The following is a 13,827-nucleotide window of genomic DNA, read 5'->3' on the forward strand; positions in this document are numbered from 1 at the left end:
TTTTAGATTTTAGGCTTCAACCCATTTTCCGTCCTGGTAAACCAGAGACCATTTGGTTTGCTTGCCTTCAGGCGTTTCTGAACCAATATATTGCGACTGGTTCTTACGGCTGAATTTCACCAAAGTTGGGTTCCCTTCAGGATCTTCATCTGGCGCTTTCAGAATAAACTGATATTTCGGATCCAGCTGTTCTGCAACAGTACGTAGTTCTGCAACCTTCGGTGCACGAGTTTCACGTACTTTCGGGAACTTGCTCGCTGCCAGGAACAGACCTGCAGCACCATCACGCAAGACAAAGAAGTCATCGTGTTTGGTTGAACGTAAGTGTTCCATCTTGATCGGATCAACACGCGGTGGTGCAGGCTGACCATTCTTCAACACTTTACGGGTATTGTCACAGCTGGTGCAGGCAAAATATGGACCAAAACGACCTGTCTTCAACTGCATTTCACCATCACATTTATCACATGGAATGGTTGGGCCATCATAACCTTTGATCTTGAACTCGCCTTCTTCCAGTTCAAAACCGGCACAGTCCGGGTTGTTACCACAGATATGCAGTTTACGACCACCATCAATCACGTAGCTATCCATCGCCGTTGCGCAGATTGGACAACGTTTTTTCGACATTAGATCTGCAGTTTCAGCAGCATCATCATCAGATAGCGCAGCTAAGGACTCAACTGGGGTCAGGTTCAGCGTCCCCTTACAACGTTCTTTGGGCGGCAGGTTATAACCCGAACAACCCAAGAATACGCCCGTGGTCCCGGTACGGATCTGCATCGGACGATCGCACTCTTTACAATGCACTGCATTGACTTCTACAGGCTGATTACGGCGCATACCGTTCTCACCCTGTGCATTGGTCAAACGTTTCTTAAAGTCGCCGTAGAAGCTGTCTAAGAGCTCTTTCCAGTTACGTTCACCATCTGCCACCTTATCCAGCTGACCTTCAAGATCTGCTGTAAAGGCATAGTTCATCAAATTATTGAAGCTTTCATCCAGACGATCAGTAACGATTTCACCCATTTTTTCAGCAAACAGGCGACGGTTATCCAGTTTCACATAACCACGGTCTTGAATGGTTGAGATAATCGCTGCATAAGTCGAAGGACGACCAATGCCACGTTTCTCAAGCTCTTTTACTAATGACGCTTCAGTAAAGCGTGCAGGTGGCTTGGTGAAATGTTGAGAAGGATCAAGTTTCTCAAGTTTCAAGACTTCACCCACTTTTACTGCTGGCAACAGAATATCGTCATCTGCCTTGTTGGCACCACGGACTTTAGTGAAACCATCAAATACCAGGGTACGGCCTTTGGCTTTTAACTCTACACCATTAGCATCAACCAAGATGGTAGAAGACAAGTATTCTGCAGGGGTCATCTGACAGGCAACAAACTGACGCCAGATCAGGTCATACAGACGCTGTGCATCACGTTCTACACCAACAAGACTATCACCTTTTAAACCAACGGTTGAAGGACGAATCGCTTCATGGGCTTCTTGCGCGCCGGCTTTATTGCCATAACGGTTTGGTTTGGCTGGTAAGTATTTTTCACCGAATTCAGATTCGATGTGACCACGTACCATATTGACTGCATCATCACTTAAGAATGTAGAGTCAGTACGCATATAGGTAATGAAGCCCGCTTCATACAGACGCTGTGCCAGCATCATGGTTTTCTTCACAGAGAAACCTAAGCGTGTGCTGGCTGCCTGTTGTAGCGTTGAAGTGATATACGGCGCGCTTGGATTCACCTTGGTCGGTTTATCCTCACGACTAATGACCTTATATTCGCCATCTTTGATCAGATTTAATAAAGCATCAGTTTCCGCTTTATTGTGCAGCTTTAAGGTCTTACCGTTTTGTTTTACTGCTTCAAGACGAATGTCATCTTTTTTCGCTTTGGTATCAGCAAACACTTGCCAGTATTCTTCAGGAATAAAGGCACGGATTTCACGTTCACGCTCGACCACCAGTTTTACCGCAACTGACTGTACACGACCTGCCGATAAACCACGGGCAATTTTTTCCCACAGCAATGGCGAGATCATAAAGCCTACGACACGATCCAAGAAACGGCGTGCTTGTTGAGCATTAACTTTGTTGGTATCCAGACGGGTTGGATGTTTAAACGCTTCCTGAATGGCATTCTTGGTAATTTCGTTAAAGACCACACGTTGATAACGTGAATCATCACCGCCAATCACTTCTTTCAAGTGCCAAGCAATTGCTTCCCCTTCACGGTCCAAATCCGTTGCCAGATAGACTTCATCGACTTGTGATGCCAGTTTTTTCAGTTCAGCGACGACATGTTCTTTACCAGGTAAAACTTCGTATTTGGCTTTCCAGTCGTGTTCTGGATCTACGCCCATACGGTTAATCAACGCTAACTGTGATTTTTCCGCTTTTTCTGCTTCAGTCAGCTTGGTTCGCGTTACTGGTTTTTTCTCTGTACTTTTGGCAGAGCCACCCGTCGGCAAGTCACGTACGTGACCGACCGATGATTTCACAATGTAGTTCGAACCGAGGTATTTGTTGATTGTTTTCGCTTTTGCAGGCGACTCCACAATCACTAAGGCACGCTTACTTCCAGCGTCGGGAGACTTCGCTGTGCTGCTTTTTGATGTGGACCGAGGAGCGTTCGCCATAATTAACCGTTAATCCTGTATATTCTAAAAAATTAAAGTTCAGCCAAGGAATGTAATAGTGCCTTGATGTCATCGAGCTGGGCTGCTTTTAGATCAGCTTCTTCATCCCAATACAGTCCAACACAGTTTGCCTGCATATCAATAGCATAAATGCCCTTTAATGCAATGGGAAAATCTTTAAATTTGTCACCACCTTGTACCAGCTCAAGCTTTTGATCGACCACACGGGCACGCATCAGCGGCAGGCGCGCATCTGGAATCAGCACACTGTAATAGGCCACCATGCTGGCACGCTTTTCAGTGGCCATCGGCACTTTAGTCCAGTCAGGAGCCACGACCAGACGTGGGTGCAATCCCATCTTACGAGCTTTCTCACGCATCATCCCTAAGGCTCTTTCTCTTGGGCTGACACGCAGACCAAAAATAGATCCCAGTACAAATACAATGATGACGACAGCAACCCAGATTCCTGTATTTTCCATAGCTCAACCTTTATGTTCTATTATTAGAGTTGCATAAGCTCAATATAAAACGCAAGTTTGCGCGACAAAATTAATTCAGGAACATCTCATGGCTGTAGAGAATTTCGTGACCATTCCAGTAAATATAGCCCTTCTCAAGCAGTTCCTTCAGCAATAAACGTATGTCAGATTTTGGAAATAACTGTTCCAATAAATCACGCAGTTCATAAATATCTTTGGGTTTGTCACCTTGTAGTTCACGGAGCTTACGTGCCACTTCCATCTGCACAGGATCGATGCGGGCAAAGTTTTTGAATAACCCCTGCTGTGCAGACTGAATGCTAGATTGTTCTTCATTCACTTCTGGCGGCACTTCCGGTGTCAATTCAGCAATGGCCTGACTCAAATCTCGTGGTGTACTTGGAGCAGTAGACAGATCCAGCTGTGACCATTGTTTGAGTACCTTTTTACGAAAGGCAATCTGATCTTCATAGCGTTTTACGATCTTGAGGTTTATCAGCATTCCAACCACATGCTGGGCCTTGCTTGGCAGCACTTGTAGTATATTTGCCACAGAATTTTTTAGGCTTTCCAGTGTGGTTGGCTTGCCCGGCATTTTTGCCAGTGCATCACAATATTTTTTCACCAGTTGCAAAGCGGGTTTCTGCTGAATGGTGTCGAGGCTTGGAATCTTGAATTTAGGATTAGTCTTGTTATCTTGTTCCGTTTCTGCCTGTACCTGAATCAGACTACAATGAATATCAGACGCAATCAGCATTTGCATCAACATTTCGCTGCTGTCCATGGCAGAAATCAGTTCTACATGCGTATCCGGTTCCAGTAATGCCATCAGCTGACCGACGATTACTGCATATTCATATTCTCGGTGTTCAGCTTCAGGAATGTCCAGAATGACCACTTGCCCACTGGCAATCCATCCTGCCAGTTCAGTCAGGTCTTCCAGTTCAAACTCAAACTTACCTGCACAGCTAAACAGGTACAGGGTCGGATAATGCTTAGTGATTTCACGCAATAGAGTGGCGGTCGGGAAATTATTTTCAAGATCGAGTAAAACGACTTTCTGTGACATGAAACACCAATCTGAACAAAACCTGGAAGCGCTATTAGAGGGGCAAGCGTGAAAAAGGTCAAATTATTTTAAGAACGTTATCTTTTTACTGACTAAGAAAGCTCTATTGGAACAAACGATAAGCTCATTAAAACGAAAACCCTCACAATGGAGGGTTTTCTGCATAACTAATTACATAATTAATAATGAGGTGGACGGTCAATTATCGGGTCAAATTCTGCAATCCCTTCAGACAAATCTGCTGACTCAACACGTTGATATAGCAGCTTCATTTGCTTCTGAAGCTCGATGATTTCCAGATTCTGCCTGGTCACCTGCTGATTCAACTGTTCAACTAAATCGTCCAAAAATGCAATTCGGACTTGCAAATCTTCAATGGGTGCGGAAAATGACGCCTGATCATTTAGATTTTGTTGTTTAGTCATTTTAAGTCCTCATCATAGGATTTCAGGAAACCATTATGGCATATATTACCCTAAGGGACGTCCAACTCGCGTTTGGCGGACCTGCACTGCTCGACGGCGCCAACTTTAATTTAGAACGCGGTGAACGAGTGTGTTTGATTGGCCGTAATGGTGAAGGTAAGTCTACCTTACTTAAACTGATTGAAGGAAGCCTCTTACCTGATAGTGGTGAAGTTTCCTTACAAAATGGCATCACTATTTCCATGTTGGCCCAAGACGTGCCGATGGACTCAGGCAAAGTCGCTGATATCGTAGCAGATGGTGCAGGTGAAGCTGCTCAGGTACTTCGTGATTATCATGCAGCCAGCGATGCCTGCGTACTCGGTGATATGGAAGCCTGTGACCGTATGGGGCATTTGCAACATCAGATGGACCAAATGGATGGCTGGGCTTTAGAAACTAAGGTGAATTCTATCCTGAGCAAAATGGGTCTGGATCCGGATGCGGATCTTGCCGATTTATCCGGTGGTCGTAAGCGTCGTGTGCTGCTGGCGCGTGCTCTACTGACTCAACCAGATGTGCTGTTACTCGACGAACCAACCAACCATCTGGACGTTGAAAGTATCGAATGGTTAGAGAAATTCCTTCTAGACCAAAATAATTTAACGCTTCTGTTTATTTCGCATGACCGTTCATTTGTGGATAGTATTGCAACGCGTATTGTGGAACTGGATCGCGGTGTTTTGCGTAGCTACGAAGGTAACTATTCACGTTATCTGGAGCTTAAAGCACAGCAAATGGAAGCTGAAGAAAAGCAGAATGCGCTATTCGACAAACGCCTTGCTGAAGAAGAAGTGTGGATTCGCCAAGGCATTAAAGCGCGTCGTACCCGTAACGAAGGTCGTGTTCGTGCCCTAAAAGCTTTACGTGAAGAATCAAAAGCACGCCGTTCACAACAAGGTAAAGTGAGCATGGCGACTCAGGACGCGAATCGTTCTGGTAAAGTCGTGTTTGAGATTGAAAACCTCAGTGTGAAATTTGGTGATAATGCACCGATTATTAATGACTTCTCGGCATTGGTGCTTCGAGGCGATCGTATTGGCTTGGTCGGTGATAATGGTGTGGGTAAAACTACCCTGATCAAAGCAATTTTAGGCCAGATTGAGCATGGCGGTACGGTAAAAACGGGTACTCAGCTTGAAGTGGCTTACTTTGACCAATTGCGTAACGTGCTGGATCTGGAAAAATCAGTCAAAGATAACGTCGCTGAAGGTTCGGATCATGTGGATATTAATGGTAGTCGTCGTCATATTTATAGCTATTTACAGGACTTCCTGTTCTCGCCTGAACGTGCCCGTACGCCAGTAAAAGCACTTTCTGGTGGTGAGCGTAACCGTATTTTGCTTGCAAAATTGTTGCTTAAACCATCGAACCTGATTGTGATGGACGAACCAACCAATGACCTGGATATGGTGACGCTTGAGCTGTTAGAGGAAATGTTGAGTGGTTATAAAGGCACTTTACTGCTGATCTCGCATGACCGTGCTTTCATGGACAACGTCGTGACCTCAACTTGGGTATTTGATGGTAAAGGCAATATCGATGAATACGTTGGTGGTTATCAGGATTATTTAGAGCAGCGTCCGAACCAGACAGCAGTCGATCAAAAATCTGCTGTGAAAAAAGCGGCAGCCAAAGCTGAGGCCGCAGCAACTGCCGTTGCTCCTGCACCGAAAAAAGTAAAACTTAGCTACAAAGATCAGCGTGAGCTTGAACAATTACCTGCAGAAATCGAAGCACTGGAAAGTGAACAGGCTGAACTCTCTGACAAACTGGCAGATGGTTCCTGGTTTGTGAAAGATGCAGCAGCAGCGACTAAGGCATCTGAACGTTTAGGTGAAATTGACGAGATTTTGCTGGAAAAAATGGAACGTTGGGATGAACTGGAAAATATGACCAAAGGTTAATTTTTCTATCTCTCTAATACTAAGCATCTGTATTCGTACAGGTGCTTTTTTATTTTCACTTTTTTGTTTCAAAAAGCTCTTCTGCTACACTGCAGATATCTTTAGGTTTAAATAGCAAATTATGAGTAAAAAGCCAGATTACCAACCCGGTGAATTTCAATGGGCCTTCCTGTCTCCACAGTATTGGGGCATCTGGGTAGGTATTGTATTCCTGATGATTCTGGCGATTTTACCTTGGGCAATTCAGTACCGACTGGCACAGCTTATCGGTAACCTTTGTTTTAAATATTTAAAATCTCGTCGTAAAACTACTGTTCGAAATTTGGAAGTCTGTTTCCCGGAATGGTCTGCACAAGAAATTCAAGATAATGCCCGTCAGGTTTTTGTCGATCAGATGATGGGAATTTTTGAAACCCTAAATGCCTGGTACACACCAAAATGGTTTAAAGACCGTGTGACCATTGAAGGTCTGGAATATATCCAACAAGCGCAAGCTGAAGGGAAAGGTGCATTGTTGCTAGGTACACACTCTACTCTGCTGGATGCAGGTGGCTATTTATGCGCACAGTATTTTGAACCAGATGTCGTCTATCGTCCGCAGAATAACCCCCTGTTAGATATGCTGATTTACCGTTGTCGCGCTACGATTTATGCCAACCAGATTGACCATGATGATATGCGTGGTTTAGTGCGTAACCTAAAAAATGGACATGCGATCTGGTACAGTCCGGATCAGGATTTTGGTCTAAAACAAGGCGTGATGGCCCCCTTCTTTGGGGTTCCTGCTGCAACCGTGACAGCCCATCGTCGTTTGCTCAAAATGACCAAAGCTGCTGCGATTCCACTGTATTTCTACCGTTATGGTGACATTAAAGATCCGAAATATCATGTACTGATTGAACCACCAGTTGAAAACCTGCCAGGTGCAGATGAACTGGATGATGCCACTCGCGTCAACCAAATTATTGAACGTCAGCTACGAATCGCTCCAACACAATATATGTGGTTCCACCGCCGCTTTAAGACCCGCCCACAGGGTTATGAGTCTATTTACTGATCCACACAACACAAGGAAATAAACATGAAAGTGATGCAGCTTTTACCTGAACTCAATAGTGGTGGTGTGGAACGTGGAACGCTAGAAATTGCCCGTGCCCTGGTCACTGCTGGGCATAAATCCCTTGTAGTATCCAATGGGGGTCGACTAGTTGCTCAGCTTGAAACCGAAGGCTCGACTCATTTAACTCTGCCCATTCATAAAAAAGCATTATCCAGCCTTTGGCAGATTCGTCCGCTGCGTCAATTGATTGAACAGCATCAGCCGGACATCGTCCATGTACGCTCACGTGTGCCTGCCTGGCTGACCCATTTCGCTCTTAAAGGTATTCCGGCACACAAACGTCCACATCTAATTAGTACAGTACATGGTTTCTATTCAATTAACCGCTACAGCCAGATCATGACTCAAGCTGAAAAAGTCATTGCAGTTTCCGACAGTGTGGTGAAATACATTACTGACCATTATAAAAACTGCCCGCCTCAAGATATTGTACGTATCTACCGCGGTATTGACCCGCAGGCATTTCCACATGGTTATCAGCCTTCTGCACAATGGATCGATCAGATCTTTAAGGATTTTCCTAAACTAGAAAACAAGTTCCTGATTTGCCTGCCAGGACGTATCACACGCCTAAAAGGCCATGAAACCCTAATTAATCTAATCGAAAAATTGCTACAAAAATATCCGCAGGTACATGCCGTCGTGGTCGGTGGTGCAGATCCAAAAAAAGCAGCCTATTTAAAAGAACTGGAACAGACTATTCAGCATAAGGGCTTAAGTGAACACATTACTTTTGTCGGTCACCGTTCTGATATTCGGGAATGGCTGGCTTTCAGTGACGTGGTTCTTTCCTTATCAAACCAGGCAGAAACCTTTGGACGTACTGCACTTGAAGCGCTTTCAGTAGGTACACCTGTCGTTGGCTGGAATCGTGGTGGTGTAGCCGAAATCCTGTCATATCTATATCCGCAAGGCTTAATTGAAGTCGATGATCAGGAAGGTTTATTTAAAACATTACAAATACATATAGATACCCATCAAGAGGTTGCACCAGTAACTATGTTCAGCCTGGACGATATGTGTAATCAGACACTAGCGCTCTATGAACAGGTAGCCCATAAGGCTTAATAATCTGTTCCCTGATAAATCCACATGGCTTCAGTCTTCCCAGCACGACTGAAGCCTAAAGCATGATAAAAGCCAGTAGCATGCTGATCCGCTACTAAAATTTTCTGATGAAATTCTGAATAATGCTCTAGCAAAGTTTGTATAATTCGACGACCAATGCCCTGCCAATGCAATTCTGGATGAACCAATAAATGTGGGAAATAGACTACAAGATAGCCATCAGAAATTGCATTACCGAGTCCTACCAATCGACCATCAATACGTGCAGTGACCAGACTATGGGAATGATTTAAGGCTTGTAAAAGTAATTATAGTTTTTCAGCCGCTGACCAGTGATTGGCACGATAGAGTTCAAGCACTTCAGATTCTTGGACTAAATCACTGTCAGAAATAACAAGCTACATATAAGCCTTCCAAAGAACTTTTTTATTTAGTAAATTATTTTAATAATCAAATAAATATACAGAAAAATTAAAGTTATAAAATAATTTAACCCGGGCTCTACATCCTGTAAAAACCCGGGTTAATGAGGTTGTGCTTTCAACATTTTAATTCTTGGTTTATTGTGATTTCCATTTCATCATCATATCCATGATGTCTTCATTCAGCTTCGTCTTCCTTATGAGAAATTCCCTTCTCGACTCCCTGTGCTGATGTAAGTAGAATATCGAAATCACCTAAGAATGAATATCGTTTGCGACCCCAATCCGTGTAAGCTATTTCGTACACTTTTCCGATAAATTCATCACACTTTTGAACTATTTTTGTAGGTTTGAGCAATTTCATCCGTTACGATTTTTTCTTCTTTTTCAGCTTTTTCAATACCTTCTTGTATCGCTTCCTGAGCTTCCTGCTCATCTTCTTCAGTCTGTTCCAGCTCTTCTTGTACATGTTCAAAGACTCGTCCGGTTTGCAGTACCACAAACACCGGAAAATGGTCCGATCCTACATGTGGCAAACGTTCCATATGCACTAAGGCAAAATCGGTGCTGTGAAAGACATGATCGAGTGACCAGCGGAACATGGGATAATCCGCATGAAAGGTATTGATATAACGGCGCCCGACTCGTGGATCGAGCAAGCCACTAATACGTTGAAATAGCCGTGTAGTACGTGACCAAGCCACATCATTCAGATCGCCCATGACGATACAGCTTTCATCCAGATCCTTGATTTGATCTCCAACAATCAACAATTCAGCATCACGCAGTTTTGAGTCTTCAGCTTCCGTCGGACTTGGTGGTTTGGGATGCAGACAATATAACTGCACTGGATGACCAGAACGCAAAGTGACCGTGGTATGTATAGAAGGAATTTCATCACTCAGAATAAATTTCACTTCGGTATCACTAAGTTTTAATTTACTGTAGAGATGCATTCCATACAGGTTATCTAAGGGGACTGGGACACGATAGGGATAATCTGCTTCAATGACCGAAAGCTGTTTCTGCCATTCTGAATTGGTTTCCAGCGTCAGTACCAGATCTGGCTGATGCTTCTGGATCTGCTCAACTAAAAGATGATATTTTTTATTGGGAGTCAGCACATTGGAAACAATCAGGGAAATCTGCCGTTCCGGATTCAGGTCTTTTTGCTTCACTTTTTGAACCTGTTTTTTCCAGACAAAGGTATAAGGCAGTACCATCTTCAACTGGTAAGCTTGTGCAGCTACTAACCCTACAAAAATAATTTGATCTAACAGGGTCCAGGAATGTTCCCAGAAGATATAAAGTCCGAGCGCAATAAAGCCAATCATCAGAATTTGTAGTCGCGGGAAATCAGCGCCACGGATCCACCATTCATCACGCGGAATAAGGGACCAGAAGCTGAGCCAGATAACCAGCACTGACAATATCTGAATAAACAAAATCATAAAGTGACTCTTTGCTATGTTGTTAATTTTTCTAGAAGAAAATCTGCGTTATCAATTTTGTATGTAACATAAACAAGATATTCCGCTCAATATTATTGATGTTTCGATTATGTAGCTATTGCAGTTGAGTCCCTTTTTGGTACACTCGAAACCCCTTTAATTTTTTAACGCACCGAGGCAAAGTGACATGAAAGTAGGTCTGGTCGGTTGGCGCGGGATGGTTGGTTCCGTCCTAATGCAACGTATGGTTGAAGAGAATGATTTTGCTCATTTTGAGCCATTCTATTTCTCTACCAGTAATGCGGGTGGTGAAGCACCAGCATTTGGTGGTAAGACTGCCCCAGCACTTATGGATGCGACAGACATTGATAGTCTGAAGCAAATGGATGTCATTATTACCTGCCAAGGTGGCGATTACACCACCGCGGTATTCCCGAAGCTAAAAGCTGAAGGCTGGAATGGTTACTGGATTGATGCTGCATCTACCCTGCGTATGGATGATGAAGCAATTATCGTACTTGATCCAGTGAACCTGAACGTGATCAAAGACGGTCTGGTAAAAGGCACTAAAACTTTCGTTGGCGGTAACTGTACCGTCTCCCTGATGCTGATGGGTCTCGGTTCTCTATTCCAAAATAATTTAGTGGAATGGGCAACTTCGATGACCTATCAGGCAGCGTCTGGTGCCGGTGCACAAAACATGCGTGAGCTGATCACAGGCATGGGCTACCTGTATAACAATACGAAAGACTTGCTCGATGATCCACGTTCTCCAATTTTAGACATCGATTCTAAAATTGCTGAATTACAACGTGGTGAAGGCTTCCCATCTGCAAACTTTGGTGTGCCTCTAGCGGGTTCCCTGATTCCATATATCGACAAGCAACTAGAAAGCGGTCAGTCGAAAGAAGAATGGAAAGGTCAGGTTGAAACCAACAAGATCTTAGGCAACCAGCAAATCGTTCCTATCGATGGTCACTGTGTCCGTATCGGCGCAATGCGTTGCCACTCTCAGGCGATTACTTTGAAACTAAAACGTGATGTACCTTTGAATGAAATCGAAGATATGATCCGTCAGTCTAGCCAATGGGCAAAAGTAGTACCAAATACACGTGAAGCATCAATGACTGATCTGACACCTGTAGCCGTAACGGGTACATTGACTGTTCCAGTGGGTCGTCTACGTAAGATGAACATGGGTAAAGAGTACCTAGGTGCATTTACCGTGGGTGATCAGTTACTTTGGGGTGCTGCTGAACCATTACGTCGTATGCTACACATTCTGATTGATTACAAAAATGCTTAATTAAGTATATTGTAGTCAAACTAAAAGCCGATCTTTATTGATCGGCTTTTTTGTGTCAGTATCATGAAAATAGTTAAACAAACATAGACATCCCAATCATCGATTCATATTGACTGCAATATGACCGATGCCTGAGCCTAGAATGAAGATGACTGTATATAAAAAATTTAAAATTGCTACTTTAACCATGATGATTGCACAGCCTGTTTTTGCGATCACGGTTGAGCCAGTTCAGGTTCAATCTGCCCCCGGGGAATTACTTTATGCGGAAATGAATTTCCGTCAGTCAGATATCAATACGCCGATTGAAGTGAGTCTGGCAACACCAGAAGATTTGATGACGCTGGGAACCACACATCAACCACCCGGTCATCTCAATTTTTTTACCCGTCGTAGCAGCAATGGCACTGGTGTGATTACCATTACCTCTTCACGCCCCATCACTCAAAATGACCTAAATTTTGTGGTGAAGGTGAAAGAAGGTAATGCAGCTCGTTTACAACATATCAAGACCACACTCAAACCTAAGACAGATCTGCTTAAAGCTTCTATTAGCGCGAATGAACGTCCGCTAACCCCAGTGGTGGTGGTTAATGAAAAAGAGATTGATTTAAATTTACCCGTTAGCACTCAATATAAGACTTCAACAACTAATACTAAAGCTAGGGAAAAGCCATTGGCTGTGCAGCGTCTTGCCCCACCGCCGCTTTCTCCAAATTCTATTCCTCAGACAGCGTCAATAACTACTCCTGCTACTCCGGCTTCAGTCAAGGTTGAGGAAACTATTCAAACTACGAATACGCGCCCAACCGCAAGCACTGTGACAACTCCAGCACCCATTGCTGAACCTGCAGCACCAGCTCCTCAGCAAAAGCCACTAGCGCCAGTTAATATTCAGAAGAACCCTGTGGCTACAGCTCAAGCAAAAACTTCGGTAGCTGTTGCTCCTGTTGCTCCTGTTGCTCCTGTTGCTCCTGCTGCTCCTGCTGCTCCTGCTGCTCCTGCTGCTCCTGCTGCTCCTGTTGCTCCTGTTGCTCCTGTTGCTCCTGTTGCTCCTGTTGCTCCTGTTGCTCCTGTTGCTCCTGTTGCTCCTGTTGCTCAGCAGAATACAGAAGGATCACAGCAAAAAGCACAACAGCTAAAACCAGTAACTGCCTCATCTACTGTTGCGCCACAAGCCAACTCTAGCGATCCACTAGTAAAAAAATATGCCGAAGAACAGATAGCAAAACAGACAGAAACCTCTCCTAAAAAACCAACTCAAAAAAGCACAGCTCAAACACAACAGGCTCATCCAGTGAGCCAAACATCTCCTGCAAGAGCAACCTATGTGGTTCAATCCAATGAATCACTCTGGAAGATTGCTGCCCGTGTTGCTCAGGAACAAAACCGCAGTGTCGGTGAAGTCATGCAGCACATTAAGGAAAATAATGAACAGGCCTTTATTGGCGGAGATGCAAATCGCCTGAAGCGCGGTGCAGCATTGAATTTGAACATTGCACCCGCACAAAAACAGCCAATTAAAGTTAAAACAAATGAGATTGCACAGGTTCAGAACAAACCTAAAGGCAGCACCAAATATCGCTTAAATCAGGCTGAAATGAGCCTGGTTGCTGAGAACCAGAAGCAATCTGCGCAACTTTCTGCAAATCACAACACATTAGACCGTCAAACTTCGAAAGAGTTATCATTAAAAGTTATGACAGTCCGAGAAAAAACCGTTAAATTACAGAGAAACGTAACTGAATTAGAATTGGCGCTTAATCAAAAGGATCAGAGAATTCAATTATTAAATGCCCGTCTTGCCCGGCTGCAACAGCAGCTCAAAGCACAACAGACAGATAAAAAAGCCAATTAACTAATCTTTACATACATTGATTTACAGG

The 13,827-nt window shown here is 44.0% G+C and carries 11 protein-coding genes; 5 read left to right on the forward strand and 6 right to left on the reverse strand.

Annotation, left to right across the window (positions count from 1 at the left end):
- Positions 1-9: 9 nt before the first annotated feature.
- From topA to BS636_RS03395, 4 genes are all read right to left on the reverse strand, one after another.
- A complete protein-coding gene (gene topA / locus BS636_RS03380) occupies positions 10-2,652 on the reverse strand; it encodes a type I DNA topoisomerase (protein ID WP_099337513.1) in 2,643 nt (880 codons plus the stop codon).
- 32 nt (positions 2,653-2,684) lie between these two features.
- On the reverse strand, positions 2,685-3,134 hold the full coding sequence (locus BS636_RS03385; protein WP_099337514.1) for an ammonium transporter: 450 nt from the start codon (positions 3,132-3,134) through the stop codon (positions 2,685-2,687).
- Between the two features lie 70 nt (positions 3,135-3,204).
- A complete protein-coding gene (locus tag BS636_RS03390) occupies positions 3,205-4,203 on the reverse strand; it encodes a hypothetical protein (protein ID WP_099337515.1) in 999 nt (332 codons plus the stop codon).
- A gap of 179 nt (positions 4,204-4,382) precedes the next feature.
- Positions 4,383-4,628 carry a SlyX family protein gene (locus tag BS636_RS03395; RefSeq protein ID WP_099337516.1) on the reverse strand — a complete coding sequence of 82 codons (246 nt, stop codon included), beginning with the start codon at positions 4,626-4,628 and terminating at the stop codon, positions 4,383-4,385.
- Between the two features lie 35 nt (positions 4,629-4,663).
- Between BS636_RS03395 and BS636_RS03400 the strand changes: the two genes are divergently transcribed.
- From BS636_RS03400 to BS636_RS03410, 3 genes are all read left to right on the forward strand, one after another.
- Positions 4,664-6,574, forward strand: a complete 1,911-nt coding sequence (locus BS636_RS03400; protein WP_099337517.1) for an ATP-binding cassette domain-containing protein — start codon at positions 4,664-4,666, stop codon at positions 6,572-6,574.
- Positions 6,575-6,695: 121 nt separating this feature from the next.
- Positions 6,696-7,631, forward strand: coding sequence for a lauroyl acyltransferase (locus BS636_RS03405; protein ID WP_099337518.1), 936 nt, complete (start codon positions 6,696-6,698; stop codon positions 7,629-7,631).
- 24 nt (positions 7,632-7,655) lie between these two features.
- On the forward strand, positions 7,656-8,762 hold the full coding sequence (locus BS636_RS03410; protein ID WP_099337519.1) for a glycosyltransferase family 4 protein: 1,107 nt from the start codon (positions 7,656-7,658) through the stop codon (positions 8,760-8,762).
- Here BS636_RS03410 and BS636_RS03415 read toward each other — a convergent pair.
- Both BS636_RS03415 and BS636_RS03425 read right to left on the reverse strand, forming a co-directional pair.
- On the reverse strand, positions 8,759-9,010 hold the full coding sequence (locus BS636_RS03415) for a GNAT family N-acetyltransferase (protein WP_265735290.1): 252 nt from the start codon (positions 9,008-9,010) through the stop codon (positions 8,759-8,761). The two genes, BS636_RS03410 and BS636_RS03415, sit on opposite strands and share 4 nt — an antisense overlap.
- A 497-nt stretch (positions 9,011-9,507) precedes the next feature.
- Positions 9,508-10,635: an endonuclease/exonuclease/phosphatase family protein gene (locus BS636_RS03425; RefSeq protein ID WP_099337521.1), complete on the reverse strand. Its 1,128-nt coding sequence runs from the start codon at positions 10,633-10,635 to the stop codon at positions 9,508-9,510.
- Between the two features lie 187 nt (positions 10,636-10,822).
- On the opposite strand from BS636_RS03425, the gene asd reads away from it, so the two are divergent.
- A complete protein-coding gene (gene asd, locus BS636_RS03430; protein ID WP_099337522.1) occupies positions 10,823-11,941 on the forward strand; it encodes an aspartate-semialdehyde dehydrogenase in 1,119 nt (372 codons plus the stop codon).
- Between the two features lie 142 nt (positions 11,942-12,083).
- Positions 12,084-13,799, forward strand: a complete 1,716-nt coding sequence (locus tag BS636_RS16390) for a hypothetical protein (RefSeq protein ID WP_150128989.1) — start codon at positions 12,084-12,086, stop codon at positions 13,797-13,799.
- The last annotated feature ends 28 nt before the right edge of the window (positions 13,800-13,827 follow it).

The sequence above is a fragment of the Acinetobacter sp. LoGeW2-3 genome, assembly GCF_002688565.1.
GTDB lineage: Bacteria > Pseudomonadota > Gammaproteobacteria > Pseudomonadales > Moraxellaceae > Acinetobacter.

Excerpts from the sequence above, each read along its gene's own strand:
- topA (WP_099337513.1), bottom strand. The coding sequence starts at position 2,652 with ATGGCGAACGCTCCTCGGTCCACATCAAAAAGCAGCACAGCGAAGTCT.
- BS636_RS03385 (WP_099337514.1), bottom strand. The coding sequence starts at position 3,134 with ATGGAAAATACAGGAATCTGGGTTGCTGTCGTCATCATTGTATTTGTA.
- BS636_RS03390 (WP_099337515.1), bottom strand. The coding sequence starts at position 4,203 with ATGTCACAGAAAGTCGTTTTACTCGATCTTGAAAATAATTTCCCGACC.
- BS636_RS03395 (WP_099337516.1), bottom strand. The coding sequence starts at position 4,628 with ATGACTAAACAACAAAATCTAAATGATCAGGCGTCATTTTCCGCACCC.
- BS636_RS03400 (WP_099337517.1), top strand. The coding sequence starts at position 4,664 with ATGGCATATATTACCCTAAGGGACGTCCAACTCGCGTTTGGCGGACCT.
- BS636_RS03405 (WP_099337518.1), top strand. The coding sequence starts at position 6,696 with ATGAGTAAAAAGCCAGATTACCAACCCGGTGAATTTCAATGGGCCTTC.
- BS636_RS03410 (WP_099337519.1), top strand. The coding sequence starts at position 7,656 with ATGAAAGTGATGCAGCTTTTACCTGAACTCAATAGTGGTGGTGTGGAA.
- BS636_RS03425 (WP_099337521.1), bottom strand. The coding sequence starts at position 10,635 with ATGATTTTGTTTATTCAGATATTGTCAGTGCTGGTTATCTGGCTCAGC.
- asd (WP_099337522.1), top strand. The coding sequence starts at position 10,823 with ATGAAAGTAGGTCTGGTCGGTTGGCGCGGGATGGTTGGTTCCGTCCTA.
- BS636_RS16390 (WP_150128989.1), top strand. The coding sequence starts at position 12,084 with ATGAAGATGACTGTATATAAAAAATTTAAAATTGCTACTTTAACCATG.